This is a genomic window from Caulobacter sp. ALps2, assembly GCF_058681635.1.
Window position 1 is genome coordinate 2,233,489 of the sequence record NZ_CM178743.1, and the last position, 13,899, is coordinate 2,247,387.

Sequence of the window (13,899 nt, forward strand, 5' to 3'; positions counted from 1 at the left end):
CGCATCCCGACATCAACTGGAATTTTTCGGCTAGCGCGCGTTGGCCGCGCCGTCGGGCTTGTCGCGCTCGGTCTTGTCGCGTTCGGAGAGGCGCAGCAGGTGGTTACGGCCCAGCGGCGTGATCTCCCAGCCGCCGCCGCCATGGCGCGCCAGGCCCAGCGCCGTCAGCGCCTGGGCGGCGGCGATATTGACGAAGTTGGCGTCCTGCCCCGGCTGGCGCTCGGACAGGTTCAGCAGGGTCTGCATCTGCTGAGTGGGGAGGGCCGGTGTGTCGTCGGGCGTCGAGGTCATGTCCATCCGATGCGGGAAACGATCGAAGCCGTCGATCGACGCCTGGGAGAGCCGCCAGGTCGACATGAACCGCCTTCTTAGCACGCGGAGCGCGTTCTGCCTCGCCCATCCCGTCTCGCCCATCCCTTCTCGCCCATCCCGTCTCGCCATGTTCCGTGGAAAGGCGCATGGTCGTCGCCATCGCCGTCGGGCGCGCGCCGCAAGTCGCCTTCGGGGGGCGCGCGGTTGAGCGCGACCGATGCGGCGCCGACCAGATCGCGTCGTCTTCTCCATGTCCGACCAGCAAGACAGTCTGTTCGGGCCGCACGTCTATGAGATCGTCTACGGCTGGTCGACGCGGTCGCTGGAGGTGACGATCACGGCGGAAGCGGGACCGCCGCTGGCGCGGGGCGACGTCTGCACGATCGGCGGCCAGACCGGCTACTGCAAGGACTTCGTCGTCATCGAGGTGAGGCGGCGTGGCGAGGGCTGGAGCGCGCGCTGCGTCAGCTCCGGCGAGGAGCTTTTCTGAAATCGATCTCCGCGCGATCTCAAGAAAATTCCTGGTATTTCGAGATCGAGCGGCGGTAATTTTATTTTTCGGGCCCAAGAAAAACCGTGGCCATTAAGCGATTTTTATTATTCCGATAAGCCGCTCGATTTCGTGTTATCGTGCGGCATGCGTACGATCACAGACCGGATTATTCTCACCGTCGCTCTCCGCGAAGGCAGTTGGAGCGTGGAACAGGACGGCGACTATTTCGGCCAGTCCGCCGACAAGGAAGTCGCCAAGGCCGCCGCCACGCGCCGCGCCCGTGACCTGCAGGACGGCGGTCGCCCCTGCCAGATCCGCATCAGCGGCGAACACGGCTTCTGGGCCAAGGCCCTGTGAGCAAGCTTCCGATCAGCAAGGATCGCTCCAAACCGACGCCGCCACCGGCCCCGCCGGCCGTCTTCTTCCAGCGCCGCATTCAGGACGCCCTGACCGAGGGGGCGGTGGTCGCCGACATGACCCTGCGCCTGACCCTGGGCGACGCCCGCCGCCTGCGCCGCGACGCCGACCTCCCGATGGAAGCGATCAGCTACCGCGACGGCGCGATGCACTTTCTGGGCGTCAAGGTGGTCGAGGGCGGGGTTGAAGCCAGCGTGCTGGAGCGCGGCGAGGCTTAGAGATTTCCCCTCTCCCCTTGTGGGAGAGGGTGGCCCGCGAAGCGGTCGGGTGAGGGGTTTCGTTCCGCTATCCGGATAGGTCTTTCGACCCCGCATCCGTCGGCTGCGCCGACACCTTCTCCCGCAAGGGGAGAAGGGGATTGAGCGCGCTGTATCCTCGGAATTGGCGAGATCGAACCCAGCGAAATCAACCGCTTGTCGATTTTACGCGCCCCTGAATGATCCGCGTTCAAACCCGCCGCACAATCATAGCCATCCCCGTCGCCGGGGAGGGCGTTTGGATCCGGCCCAATACGGCGGCGGGGGTAGGTTGAGCGGGGCCGCTGGCGGTTCCCGGCGGCTTCGCCAGGTCGCGTGGCTTACTCTTTAGGAGCGCACGCGGGTGACGGATCGTCCGGGATCAAGGCCGAGCAGCGGATCGACAGGGCGGTGATCGTACAAGCCGCCTATCGTGGATCGCCGAGCTGGAGACGGATTGAGCCGATCCAGTTGGTCCACGCCCGTCCGGGGGCTCTTGGGGACCCGAGCTGAAATACGCTCACGCCTCCCGTCCTCACGGAAAAAACAGCCTGGCGGAGCGGTCAGCGAGCCGAAACACACAAACCACTACGGTCTCCGGGTTCGCCCGGCCGCTCCGTCGCCTCCCCACACATCTTCAGCGGCTGGCCGCGTGAAGCCGATGTCGCTTGCCCTCGCGACCCCGCCAGCCCACGGTCGCCGCGGGTGACTCGCGGAGAGGTTTGATGAGCGCGGACTGGAGTGGCGGCTATTCCGTCGAGACCGGCTACACCTTCCACACCTATCCGGAGCTGAACCCCGTCCGCGCCGCCCTGCCGCTGCTGCTGAAGGGCGTGCGGGCGCCGAAGATCCAGACGGCCTGCGAGCTGGGGTTTGGCCAGGGCTGCTCGGCGGCGATACACGCCGCGACCCAGGCCGACACCGAATGGTGGGGCTGCGACTTCGCCCCGGCCCAGGCGGTGTTCGCCCGCGACCTGGTGGGCGCCAGCGGCGCTCCAGCGCGTTTCTACGACGACTCGTTCGAGGAGTTCGCCAACCGGCCGGACCTGCCGGACTTCGACTTCGTGGCCCTGCATGGCATCTGGAGCTGGGTCAGCGAGGAGACGCGGGCCGGGGTGGTGGCGTTTCTGCGTCGCAAGCTGAAACCCGGCGGCGTCGTCTACATCACCTACAACGCCATGCCCGGCTGGGCGACGGCCGCGCCGCTGCGCCACCTGATGAAGCGCCATGTCGACATGATGGGCGCGCCGGCCCTGGGGCCGAACGCCAATCTGGACGCGGCCCTGTCGACGATGCAGCGGTTCTTCGCCCTGGACCCGGCCTATGCGCGGATCACGCCCGGCGTCACCGAGCGGCTGGACGGCATCGTCCGCCAGGACCGCACCTACCTGACCCACGAATATCTGGGCGGCCACTGGTCGCCGATGTGGTTCTCCGAGGTCGAGGCCAGGCTGGCGCCGGCCAAGCTGTCGTTCGGGGCCTCGGCCTGGATGCCCGACCATATCGACGGGCTGAACCTGTCGCCCGACATGCTGGCCTTCCTGCGCGACCTGCCCGATCCGTCGCTGCGCGAGACCTTCCGCGACGTGGCGGTGCAGGCCCAGTTCCGGCGCGACTACTGGCTGCGGGGCGCGCAAGGCCTGACCCCGGCCGACCAGCGCCGGGCCCTGCGCGATCAGCGGGTGGTGCTGGCCAGGCCCGTCGCCCAGCGACCGGCCAAGACCACGGGGGTCTTCGCCGAGACCACCCTGGAGGGACCGGTCTATGACGCGCTGTACGACGTCCTGGGCGACTATCAGCCCCGCACGATCGGCGAGCTGGAGGCCGCGGCGCTGCCCGACGGCGCGCCGTTCGGGGACCTGACCATGGCCCTGGTGGCGCTGATCAGCCAGGGGGCGGTGCTGCCGGCGCAAGGCGCGGACACGGCGGCGCGCTCGGCGGGGACGGCCAGGGCGCTGAACCTGGAGCTGGCCCGGCGGGCGGCCGAGGCGGGCGATCTGGGCGTCCTGGCCGCGCCGGTGACCGGCGGCGCGCTGAACGCCTCACGCTTCGACCAGCTGTTCTGGCTGGCCATGCAGGACGGCGGCGGGCCGGCGGACTGGGCGGCCTACGCGGCTGGCGTCCTGGCGGCTCAGAAGCAGACCCTGGTGGCTGGTGGCGCGCCGATGTCGCCCGAGGCGACGCGGGCGGCGCTGGAGGCCCATGCCGAGGCCTTCGCGCGGGTCGAGCTGCCGTGCTGGCGGGGGCTTGGAGTCGCTTCGTGACCTGGTCAAGCTTGAGACATCCTGCCGCGGGGCCGCGCCGCCATCGGCCTGTCATCGTTTGCATGATCTCCTCGCGAGTCGGTGACGAGGATCGGCGGAGCGACCGGGATGGCGGGCGTGGACGTTGGTGGCGTTGAGCTCGAATTTGCCTGCCCGCGGTGCGGTGAGCCGGCGCGCGCGGCGATCGAGGCGGTGCGCGTGCTGCCGGTGATCGACTGCCCGGCCTGCGGCGAGCGGTTCGGCGTCGACCTGGAGGCCTTCAGCGCCCAGGTCACCCAGGCCGAGGCGGCGGCCAAGGCGGCGCGAAAGCGGCGGCCGTCCTAGAGGCTTTCCGAACGGCAACCTTGCCGAGCCCGAGGTTTCCGCTACCGTCAGGTTCAACAGAACAACGATAAGCTGAGGGAGTGAGACCATGACGCCGCCAGACGGCGCGTCGCCGGCGCGCGACGTCTCCAGCGTTCCGTTCAAGCCCCTGGCCATGAAAGGCCCCGACGTCAGCGTCGAGCGACGCGCCGACGGGACCATCGTCATCACCTCGAACCACGCGCCGGGCGACGGACCGCGTTCGATCGCCCACCTGATCGCGCAAAAAGCCGCCGAGCATCCGGACCGGCCCTACATCAAGCAACGCGAGCCGGGCCACGGACCCTGGCGCGGCGTCACCTACGGCGAGGCGCTGCGGGCCGTCGAGGGGATCGCCCAATGGCTCCTGGATCGCGGGCTGATGGCTGGCGACAGCGTCATGATCCTGTCGGGCAATTCGATCGAGCACGCCTTGATGACCCTGGGCGCCTACACCGCCGGCGTTCCGGCCGCGCCGATCAGCCCGGCCTACAGCCTGATCTCGACCGACCACGCCAAGCTCAAGCACTGCTTCGAGAAGGTCGCGCCTCGCGTCGTCTTCGCCCAGAACGGCGCGCTGTTCGCCAAGGCGCTGGAGACCCTGAAGGCCATCGACCCGACCATCGAGGTGATCACCGCCGACGGGGAGGGCGCGATCTCGTTCGCTGACGTCGCCGGAACCGAGCCGACGCAGGCCGTCGCGGCGGCGCTGGAGACCGTCGGACCGTCCACGGTGGCCAAGTACCTGTTCACCTCTGGCTCGACAGGCCTGCCCAAGGCCGTGCCCCAGACCCATGGCATGATGGCGGGCGTGATCGCCGGCCAGGAGGGCATCCGCACCGACACGCCCGATCCGGACGAGGTCCCGCAAAGCCTGGAGTGGATGCCCTGGAGCCACATCTCGGCCGGCAATATCAGCTTCAACGGCGTTCTGTGGGCCGGCGGCGTTCTGCATATCGACGAGGGCAAGCCCCTGCCGGGCATGTTCGAGACGACGATCAAGAACCTCTACGAAGTCTCGCCGATCGTGTTCGGTTCGGCCCCGATCGCCTTCTCCATGCTGGCCGAGGCGATGGAGAACGATCCGGGCCTGCGGGCCTCGTTCTTCAGGAACCTGCGCTACATGGGCTATGGCGGCGCGACCCTGTCGAACGACGTCTATGACCGCATCCAGGCTCTGGCGGTGGCCGAGACCGGCCAGCGGATTCCGCTGACGACGATGTACGGCGCGACCGAGACGCAAGGCATCACCGTCACCCACTGGATCACCGAACGCGTCGGCCTGGTCGGCCTGCCCCTGCCGGGCATCCAGTTGAAGCTGGCCCCCAGCGGCGGCAAGTACGAGGTCCGGGTGAAGGGGCCGACGGTAGCCAGCGGCTACCATAAGGACCCTGAGAGAACTTCGGCGGCCTTCGACGAGGAGGGCTTCTACAAGCTGGGCGACGCCGCGCGTTTCGTCGATCCGGATGACCCGGCCAAGGGACTGGTGTTCGACGGCCGGGTGACCGAGGACTTCAAGCTGGACAGCGGCACCTGGGTCAGCGTCGGCGTGCTGCGGCCCGACATCGTCGCCGCCTGCAGCCCATACATCCACGACGCCGTGATCACCGGCCAGGACAAGCCGTTCATCGGCGCGATGCTGTGGCCCTCGCCGGCGGGGCTGGCGGCCCTGGTCGCCGATCCGGGGCCGGGCACGCCGCTCGAGAAGCTGGTGGCGATCCTGCGCGAGCGGCTCGGCGCCTTCAACGCGGCGGCCGGCGGCTCGTCGCGCCGCGTCTGCCGCTTCACCATCCTGACCGAGCCGCCCTCGATCGACGCCGGCGAGATCACCGACAAGGGCTACGTCAACCAGCGCCGCGCGCTGGAGCGGCGCAATGCCCGGGTCGAGGCGCTTTACGCGAAAGAGCCCGGGGAAGGAGTGTTCGCGGTTTAGCGCCGCGTCACCAGCTCATCCCGCCCCGCACCAGCACGGCGGTCTTGTCCGACATGCCGTAGGCCATCAGGTCGGCTGGCTTGGCGGGCGGGGCCTTGGCCATCTGTGGCCAGCCGTCGTGATACTCCAGGGCCGCCACCTCGACCTTGCCGGCCCCCGAGGTCGTGAAGCTCAGCGTCACGCCGTTCGGATCGGGAGCGTGATAGGTCAGGTTCGACCACTTGCCGGCCTCGGTGGTCAGGGTGATCGGCCGGCCGTTCAGGCGCGGCGCGCTGAGCGCGGCGCTGGGGCGCAGGCGGATGCTGACCATCTCCGCGCCCGGCGCCGGGATCAGGCGGACCAGCAGGCGGTCCTCGGCGCGGTCGACCGTCAGTTGCGGGGCGGCGACCGGCGCGGCGCGGGTCTCGGACATCCAGACGGGCTCGCGCCAGAACGGGAGCAAGGCCCGCTTCTTGGGCTCGGCGCCGCCGTCGTCGGGCAGGGTCTTACGGGTCCAGGCGTCGAGGCGGGCCTGGTCGGAGACCCGCCAGGCCTTGCCCGTCGACAGGTCGGCCACATGCAGGGCCTGGGTGATGGCCGGGCGGCCGGGCTCGCCGCCCAATCGCGCGGCGTTCGCGGTCAGGGCGATGCCGGCCACGGCCAGCAGGCCGGCGGCGCGCCAGGCCCAGCGCGTGGCGGCGAAGTCGTGGGCCAGGGGGGACAGGGCCGGGGCGGCCAGCATGGCGAACAGGGCCAGGATCGCTGGCTCCATCATGCCGACGCCGGCGAAGGTCCAGGCGCCCCAGGCGCTGAGCTGTGCGGTCGACAGCACCGCCAGGAGGCCGACAGCGAACGTCAAGGCAAGCGCCACCCGCTTGTCGCGGGTTCCGCCAACGCCGATGACCAGGGCCGCGCCGACGGCGGCGATCAGCAGCGGCCAGGTCAGCATCACGGTGGCGCCGGGGGCCAGCACTTGGGCGGTGGTCGCCAGGATCAGCACCACGATCATCCCGCCGATCCAGGCGCCCAGCACGTCGGTCTTGAAGCCCAGGGCCAGGGCGGCGAAGACGCAGGTCGCGACGCCCAGGCCCAGGCCGATGGGATCGAAACCGCCGGCCAGGCTGCACGCGCCGCCCAGCGCCAGGGCGACCACGCACGGAATGACCCGCCTGGCGCCCCGCGCCTGGGCCGTGGCGACGCCAAGGCCGGCGGCGGTCGCCAGGATCCCCGCGCCCCACAGCAGGTGGTCGAAGCGGACCAGCAGGCCGTAATAGCGCTGGACGTCCTGGATCATCAGGGCCCGTCCGGCCAGGTGCAGGACGAGACCAGCGCTGGAGGCGATCAGCAGCAGGCCCGCCGCCCCCCGGGCGATCTCCCAGCCGCTGGCGCCCCGGCCGACCAGGGTGCGCCAGGCGGTGAAGGCGATCAGCAGGGCGGCCAGGCCCAGCAGCACCCAGCCGACAACCGGCGGATAGCTGATCAAGAACAGGCCCAGCACGTCGGAATAGATCGCATTCTGGGTCCTGGCCGGCAGGGCTTGCGCGTCGGCCAGGGCGCGGATCGTCGGCAGCGCCTGGTCGCCGATGTGCTGCAGGCTGCCGCGCTCCAGGTGATCAGGGCGGGCCAGCGGCGTGTGATAGGCCAGCTGGTCGTCGATGAAGGCCAGGTTCAGCCCGGGCAACCCCTTCCTCACCGCGTGGGTGAAGTCGGTGTCGTTGGGCATCTTCTCGTAGACCGTCGAGGCCATCGAATTGGCCGACGGACCCTTGGCCGAGCGGGCGAAGACGCTCATCAGCGCGCCGTTGCCGGGGCCGGTCTGGAACATGGCCGCGCGGCCGGCGTCGCCGCGGGCTTCCATGTTCAGGACGAGGCCGACGCGGGCCAGCATCGGGTCGCGGGCGAAGAAGGCGTCGGCGCCCAGCAGGCCGGGCTCCTCGGCGTCGGTGAACAGGAAGATCACGTCGCGCAGGTGCGGCCCATCGGCCTTCAGGGCGCGGGCGATCTCGAGGGCGGCGGCGGTCCCCGTGGCGTCGTCCGCCGCGCCGGGCGAGTTGTGGACCGAATCGTAGTGGCTCATGACCAGGATGGCCGGCAGCTCGCGGTCCTTGCCCGGCAGCACGCCGACCAGGTTCTGCACCGCCGCGACGCCCAGGGCGCGGCCGTCGTTGGAGTAGGGCCGGAAACCCTCGCCCGGTCGAACCGAGACCTCTAGGTCCATGCCATTGATACGCGCCAGCAGGTGGTCGCGGACCTTGGCGATCTCGGCCGAGCCGGTCGGGTGGGGCTTCTGGGCGATGGCGACGACGTCGGCCATGGCGCGGTCGGCCGAGAAGGCCGTGGCCGGAGCGCTGACCGGCACGGACGCGGGCGTCCGCTGGCTCCAGGCGCCGAGGCCTAAGCCGATCACGAGGCAGATCCAGAACCCGAGGAAGCGGATCGTCTTCATGGGCGTGGCTCCGGCGAGAGCGTGATAGCCGAAAGTGGACGCCGGTTTCGGCGGTTATCACGCTCTGATGTAAAGATACCGGTGTCTGGCGAAGCCAGACATCGGCGGACGAATCCCCCAAGTCATGCTGAGGTGATGCGCGCCGATCGAAAACCCCTCCGAACAAGGAAAAGGGCGATCCGGTCGCCCGGATCGCCCTTCCCTCTTCCGAAAGCCGGCGACGCCTTTTGCGCGCCGCCGGTTCCCCCTCCCGGCTAGAACTAGAACCTTGAGCGCAGGGTCACGCCGTAGGTGCGCGGCGCGCCCAGGAACGCGTCGTAGGTGATGGTGTCATTAGCCGGGACGTAGGTGGCCTGCGTGGCGCCCAGGCCCGAGGAGCCTTGCAGGAAGCCGTTGAAGGCCACCTGGGTGTACTTCTCGTTCAGCAGGTTCTGACCCCACAGCTCGACGGTCCAGCGCTCGTCGGCCGAACCGATGCCCACGCGACCGTTCACCACGGTGAAGGCCTTCTGCACCTTCGGCGGGAACAGGTCCGAACCCGTATTGTACGAGGACGAATATTTCGCGCCGATATTGAAGCGGGCCTTGAGAGCGTCGCCAACCGGGGTCTCGTAGGTCATCGAGCCCGAGGCCGAGTACTTCGGAGCCAGCGACATGCGGCTGCCCGGCAGCAAGGCCAGGGCGTTCGTCGGGTCGTTCGGGATCGCCTGGTCGCCGTACTCGGTCATCGCGTAGGTCAAGCCGCTCTGGACCATCAGGCCCTTGATCGGGGTGAACCACAGGAAGTCGGCGTCGAAACCCTTGGATTTCACTTCCGGGATCGAACGCACCGCGAACGAAGTGCCCAGGAAGGTGTTCAGCTGGAAGTCGGTGAACTTCTGATAGAAGCCGCTGACGTTGAAGAGCACCGTGCGGTTGAACAGGGTGTTCTTCAGGCCGATTTCATAGCTGTCGACGAACTCGGCGGGGAACGAGGTGTCGAGGATCGGCGTCACGCCCGAGCCGCCGGACGGCAGGCCGTTCGACGATTGGGTGCGGTCGAGGTTGTAGCCGCCGCCCTTGTAACCGCGCGCGAACGAGGCGTAGCTGAACACCTCCGGCGAGAAGCGGTACGAGGCCTTCAGCGTGCCGCTCCACTCCTTGTCCGTCCGCGTCTGCTTGGTGCCGCGGTTGTTGAACAGCGGGTTGGCCCAGGGCAGGCAGAGGTTGCCAATGACCGTCGGCGTGGCGGCGGCGCCGACAATACCGGCGATGCGGGCCTGGCCGGCCGGCGACAGGGCCGTGCCGCAGCCGACGCCGCCATCGCTGGTGGTCTGATAGGTGTTGAGGTTTTTCTCTTCCGCGGTGTAGCGCAGGCCGGCGGTGATCTCGAACGCGTCGGTCACGTGCCAGGTGTCGTTGGTGAACAGGGCGACCGTCGTGGCCCGCTGATTGTAACGGTCATACAGGCCCTGGCCCGGCGTGAAGGTCGTGTTCGGCGCCCGGCCGGTCAGGATCGAGATGAAGTTGGCCACGCCCGCGGGGTTGGCGGCCGAACGCGACAGCAGACGGCCCAGATACTGCTCGTAGTCGTTGCCGTAGAGGAAGTTGGCGCGGGTCTCCAGGCGTTCGTCGGCCAAGAACGCGCCGACCATCCAGTCGAACTTTTCGCTCTTGCCGGCCAGGCGCAGTTCCTGGCTGTAGGTCCGGAATTCCGAATAGTTGGTGCCGTCCTTGTTGCGATAGGCGATGTCGGCGAGGCTGAAATCGGAATCCTGGCCGTTGTCGGTGCGCCAGTTGCGGATCGCCGAGATGCTGGTCAGCGTGCCGATCGGCAGGTCGATGTCGCCTTGCAGCGAGACGCCCATGTCTTCGATCTTGGCCGGGGCGCCGCGGTTGGAATAGGCCACGCGCTCATAAGGATCGGCGGTCATGGCGATCGGCGCGGCCTGGCCCGAGACGAGGGCCAGGATCCCGGCGGTCGGACCGGTGCGGAGCTGCACGGCGCCGCAGCAGTTCTCGTCGCGGCGGCTGTAGTCGGCGATCACCCGGAAGGTGGCCTGATCGTCCGGGATGAACAGCAACTGGCCGCGGACGGTGTAGAAGTTCTGGTCGGCGTCCTGGTCGCGCGTGGACGGACCCCGGCCGGTGACGACGTCGTTGTAGCCGTCGCGCTGGCGGGCGGCGACGTAGAGGCGGCCGGCCAGCTTGTCCTCGTACAGCGTGCCGGTGACCGAGGCCGACGCGCCCTTGGCGTCGTAGTTGCCGAAGGTCAGCTCGCCGTTGGCGCCGAAGCCGAACTCGGGCTCCTTGGTGACGACGTTGATGACGCCGGCGGAGGTGTTCTTGCCGAACAGGGTGCCTTGCGGGCCCTTCAACACCTCGATGCGGTCCATTTCGCCCAGGTCGCCGAAACCGACACCGTTACGGGGCCGGTAGACGCCGTCGATGACCACGCCGACCGAGCTTTCCAGGCCAGGGTTGTCGCCGACGGTGCCGACGCCGCGGATACGGGCGGTGGTCGACGCCTCCGACGACGTCGAGGTGACGGTCAGGCCAGGGGTCAGGATCGTCAGGTCCTTGATGTCCCGGACGCCGGTGTCCTGCAGCAGCTTCGCGCCGACGGCGGTGACCACCACCGGCACGTCCTGCAGGTTCTGTTCCCGCTTCTGCGCGGTGACGATAATGCTGTCGACGGTTTGTTGATCGCTCGTCTGAGCCTGCGCGGCGCTGGTAGCGCCAAGACCGGCGAGGACAACAGCGGACGCAGTGCCGCAAAGCACCTGGGTGAAGCGCATTTCCTACCTCGGTTTGTTGGCCGAAAGCGCTTGCCCGCTCCCGGCTTGTTTTTCGTTGGTCCGTCGAACGATTGTTCGAATGGATAGCCAAGGGTTAGGCGCCGCAGGGGGGATCGGCAAGCGAAATCCCTTGGTGTGACTAGGTTTGGAAGATTTCTGTTGCCGGGAAGCGACAGCGTTCGCTGGCCGTCATCGAAATTCGAAAAGGGCTTGCGCCGCCGTCAGGCGGCACTCATCTGGCGGCTATGAGCCCTTCGTCCGCCTATCGTCCCGACCCGCGTTTCCAGGCCCTGGGACGCGACTTCTCCGATCCGGTCGAGGCGGCCGATTTTCCAGAGACGATCCTGCGCTTCCGGAACCATCGCGCCGCCGCCACGGTGGGCCTCGAGACGTTAAGCGACGATGACTGGATCCGGCATTTTGGGCGCTTCGAGCCGCTGCGTGGCAACCTGTCGATCCCTTTGGCCATGCGTTATCACGGTCACCAGTTCCGCGTTTACAACCCCGACCTGGGCGACGGCCGAGGCTTCCTGTTCGCTCAGCTGCGCGAACAGGGGAGTGATCGCCTGCTGGACCTGGCGACCAAGGGCTCGGGCCAGACCCCGTGGTCGCGGGCTGGCGACGGACGCCTGACCTTGAAGGGGGGAGTGCGTGAAATCCTGGCCGCCTCGATGCTGGAGGCTCTGGGCGTCCCGACGTCGCGAGCCTTCTCGCTGATCGAGACGGGCGAAGCCCTGACCCGTGGCGATGAGCCCAGTCCGACGCGCTCCTCGGTGCTGACCCGATTGTCGCACAGCCACGTCCGGTTCGGGACCTTTCAGCGCCAGGCCTATCTGGATCGCCGCGATCTGATCGGCGTGCTGGTCGACCACGTGATCGAGACCTATTTTCCGCATCTGGCCGATACGCCCGACCGGCCGGCGGTCCTGCTGGAGGCGACGGTGGCGGCCAGCGCCAAGCTGCTGGCGCGCTGGATGTCGGCCGGCTTCGTGCATGGGGTGCTGAACACCGACAACATGGTCGTCACTGGCGAGAGCTTCGACTACGGCCCCTGGCGGTTCCTGCCGCGCAATGACCCGAACTTCACCGCCGCCTATTTCGACCACCAGGGGCTCTACAGCTTCGGCCGTCAGCCCGAAGCGGTGTTCTGGAACCTGCAGCAACTGGCCGCCTGCCTGACCCTGGTCACCGACCAGGCGGGACTGCTGACGGCGCTGAACGGCTTTTCCGACGCCTATCGCCTGGCCTTGCGCGGGGCGATGTTGGATCGTCTGGGCGTGAAGAGCCGGAACGCGGACCAGGACATCGAACTGGTCAACAGCGCGTTCCGCGCTTTGGCCGAAGGGGGCGAGGCCTCGCGCTGGGAGCCGTTCTTTTTCGACTGGTTCGGCGGTGAGGCTTCGGAGGCGCGCGCCTTGGGTGGGCCGCGCGCGAGCCTCTACGAGACCGAGACCTTCAAGGCCTTCCGCCACCAATTGGCCGGGTTCGAACCCGATCGCCCCGAGCGGCTGGCCGACTCGGTCTTCCAGCGTCCGGAACCGGAGGAAATGCTGATCGAGGAGGTCGAGGCCCTGTGGACGCCGATCGCGGAGGCCGACGACTGGGCGCCGCTGCACGCCAAGCTCGGCCGGATCGAGGCGGCGCGAAAGGCTTACAGGCTAGGACGCCAGGGCGACAAAAACGCCGCACCCTGAAAATTTTCGTTCGAGCGCGGAACAACCGTCAAGGTTCCGTCTTACAACTCCGGCACAGTGCCCTCGATGAACGCCGCCCGGAGAGTCCCGATGCGCATCTTCCAACCGATCATGCTGGTCTGCGCCGTGGCCATGTCGTTTGTAGGCGCCCTAGGCATCCCAGGCTGCGCCCGCGCCATCGGCGAGTGCCTGCGCGATCGCCACCCCGAACCGGCCTAAGCCTGACTATGCGCTGAGCGCGGTCGGTTCGACCGCTCGGTCGCCCATCAGGTCGGCGCGCGCCCGCATCGGAAAGACCGCCAGGAACCTTTCCAGGAACAGCCACGTCGCGTGGTCGTGGTCCAGGTGGTGGGTCAGTAGGCCGATGGGCTCGTCCCACTGGCCGGCCAGGCGACGCTGTTTGAGCAGCCGACGCATGCGACCCAGGAACTTCCACTGCCCCCGGAATCTGGCGGCATCCTTCCAGCGCAGCACATCTAGGTGGACGTCCAGGCGGGCCACTCCGCCCTGGACGCTGGCGGTCTGGTCGAAGCCCGAGACCGCGCGCAGCGGCGAATCGGGCAGGACGGCCATCAGCTGCGGCCGCAGATTGTTCCACGGCGGCACGAACAGGCTGGGGTTCACGCCAGCGCGGACGAAGGCCGTCACTGTCGCGCGCAGTTGCGCGCGAACCCATTCGATCTGGTCGGTCTCGACGATCTCGCCGAAGCCGCGCCCCTCGGGTTGGCGGTTCACGTGCTTGAAGCCATGGACGGCGATCTCGACGTGAAGATCACGCTCGACCCGGCGGACCAGGAGCGGCAGGCGCGGACCGGCGATCGCGGCCAGCGTCAGCGGCGCCTGGTGACGGCGGGCCAGGCGCAGCAGTTGTTCCAGCGCGCCGGTCGGGCCGCGGGCGTCGTCATCACGCCACCACAACACCGGCGCGTGGCCAGCCTTGGTCCAGAGCCACAGCTCGGAACCTAGCGCCAGCTGGAAGGCGAGGGGCAGGCGGGTCAACATGGCG

Annotated in this window: 12 protein-coding genes; 8 read left to right on the forward strand and 4 right to left on the reverse strand. The window is 68.5% G+C overall.

The window, feature by feature from the left end:
• Positions 1 to 30: 30 nt before the first annotated feature.
• The gene (locus ACW173_RS10670; RefSeq protein WP_492085225.1) at positions 31 to 357 is read right to left on the reverse strand and encodes a hypothetical protein; all 327 of its coding nucleotides are present in this window, start codon (positions 355 to 357) and stop codon (positions 31 to 33) included.
• Between the two features lie 205 nt (positions 358 to 562).
• Between ACW173_RS10670 and ACW173_RS10675 the strand changes: the two genes are divergently transcribed.
• The 6 genes from ACW173_RS10675 to ACW173_RS10700 all read left to right on the forward strand — a co-directional run bounded on the left by ACW173_RS10675 (position 563) and on the right by ACW173_RS10700 (position 5,997).
• Positions 563 to 802: a hypothetical protein gene (locus ACW173_RS10675; RefSeq protein WP_492085227.1), complete on the forward strand. Its 240-nt coding sequence runs from the start codon at positions 563 to 565 to the stop codon at positions 800 to 802.
• Between the two features lie 147 nt (positions 803 to 949).
• Complete coding sequence (locus ACW173_RS10680; RefSeq protein ID WP_492085228.1) at positions 950 to 1,162, forward strand: hypothetical protein; 213 nt, start codon at positions 950 to 952, stop codon at positions 1,160 to 1,162.
• A complete protein-coding gene (locus ACW173_RS10685; RefSeq protein ID WP_492085229.1) occupies positions 1,159 to 1,440 on the forward strand; it encodes a hypothetical protein in 282 nt (93 codons plus the stop codon). Before ACW173_RS10680 ends, ACW173_RS10685 begins: the two co-directional genes overlap by 4 nt.
• 743 nt (positions 1,441 to 2,183) lie before the next feature.
• On the forward strand, positions 2,184 to 3,722 hold the full coding sequence (locus ACW173_RS10690) for a methyltransferase regulatory domain-containing protein (protein WP_492085230.1): 1,539 nt from the start codon (positions 2,184 to 2,186) through the stop codon (positions 3,720 to 3,722).
• A gap of 108 nt (positions 3,723 to 3,830) precedes the next feature.
• Positions 3,831 to 4,046 (forward strand): hypothetical protein, encoded by a 216-nt coding sequence (locus ACW173_RS10695; RefSeq protein WP_492085973.1) that lies wholly within the window; start codon positions 3,831 to 3,833, stop codon positions 4,044 to 4,046.
• A gap of 88 nt (positions 4,047 to 4,134) precedes the next feature.
• Positions 4,135 to 5,997 (forward strand): AMP-binding protein, encoded by a 1,863-nt coding sequence (locus ACW173_RS10700; RefSeq protein ID WP_492085231.1) that lies wholly within the window; start codon positions 4,135 to 4,137, stop codon positions 5,995 to 5,997.
• 7 nt (positions 5,998 to 6,004) lie between these two features.
• Here the strand turns inward: ACW173_RS10700 and ACW173_RS10705 are convergent, their stop codons facing one another.
• A complete protein-coding gene (locus tag ACW173_RS10705) occupies positions 6,005 to 8,422 on the reverse strand; it encodes a M20/M25/M40 family metallo-hydrolase (RefSeq protein WP_492085232.1) in 2,418 nt (805 codons plus the stop codon).
• 260 nt (positions 8,423 to 8,682) lie between these two features.
• Positions 8,683 to 11,199 (reverse strand): TonB-dependent receptor, encoded by a 2,517-nt coding sequence (locus tag ACW173_RS10710; protein WP_492085234.1) that lies wholly within the window; start codon positions 11,197 to 11,199, stop codon positions 8,683 to 8,685.
• A 245-nt stretch (positions 11,200 to 11,444) separates the two neighbouring features.
• Here ACW173_RS10710 and ACW173_RS10715 point away from each other — a divergent pair, with 245 nt between their 5' ends.
• Together ACW173_RS10715 and ACW173_RS10720 are read left to right on the forward strand one after the other, a co-directional pair.
• Positions 11,445 to 12,893, forward strand: coding sequence for a protein adenylyltransferase SelO (locus ACW173_RS10715; protein ID WP_492085235.1), 1,449 nt, complete (start codon positions 11,445 to 11,447; stop codon positions 12,891 to 12,893).
• 90 nt (positions 12,894 to 12,983) lie between these two features.
• Positions 12,984 to 13,112, forward strand: coding sequence for a hypothetical protein (locus tag ACW173_RS10720; RefSeq protein ID WP_492085237.1), 129 nt, complete (start codon positions 12,984 to 12,986; stop codon positions 13,110 to 13,112).
• Between the two features lie 6 nt (positions 13,113 to 13,118).
• Here ACW173_RS10720 and ACW173_RS10725 read toward each other — a convergent pair whose 3' ends face one another.
• The gene (locus ACW173_RS10725; RefSeq protein WP_492085239.1) at positions 13,119 to 13,895 is read right to left on the reverse strand and encodes a polysaccharide deacetylase family protein; all 777 of its coding nucleotides are present in this window, start codon (positions 13,893 to 13,895) and stop codon (positions 13,119 to 13,121) included.
• Positions 13,896 to 13,899 lie beyond the last annotated feature (4 nt).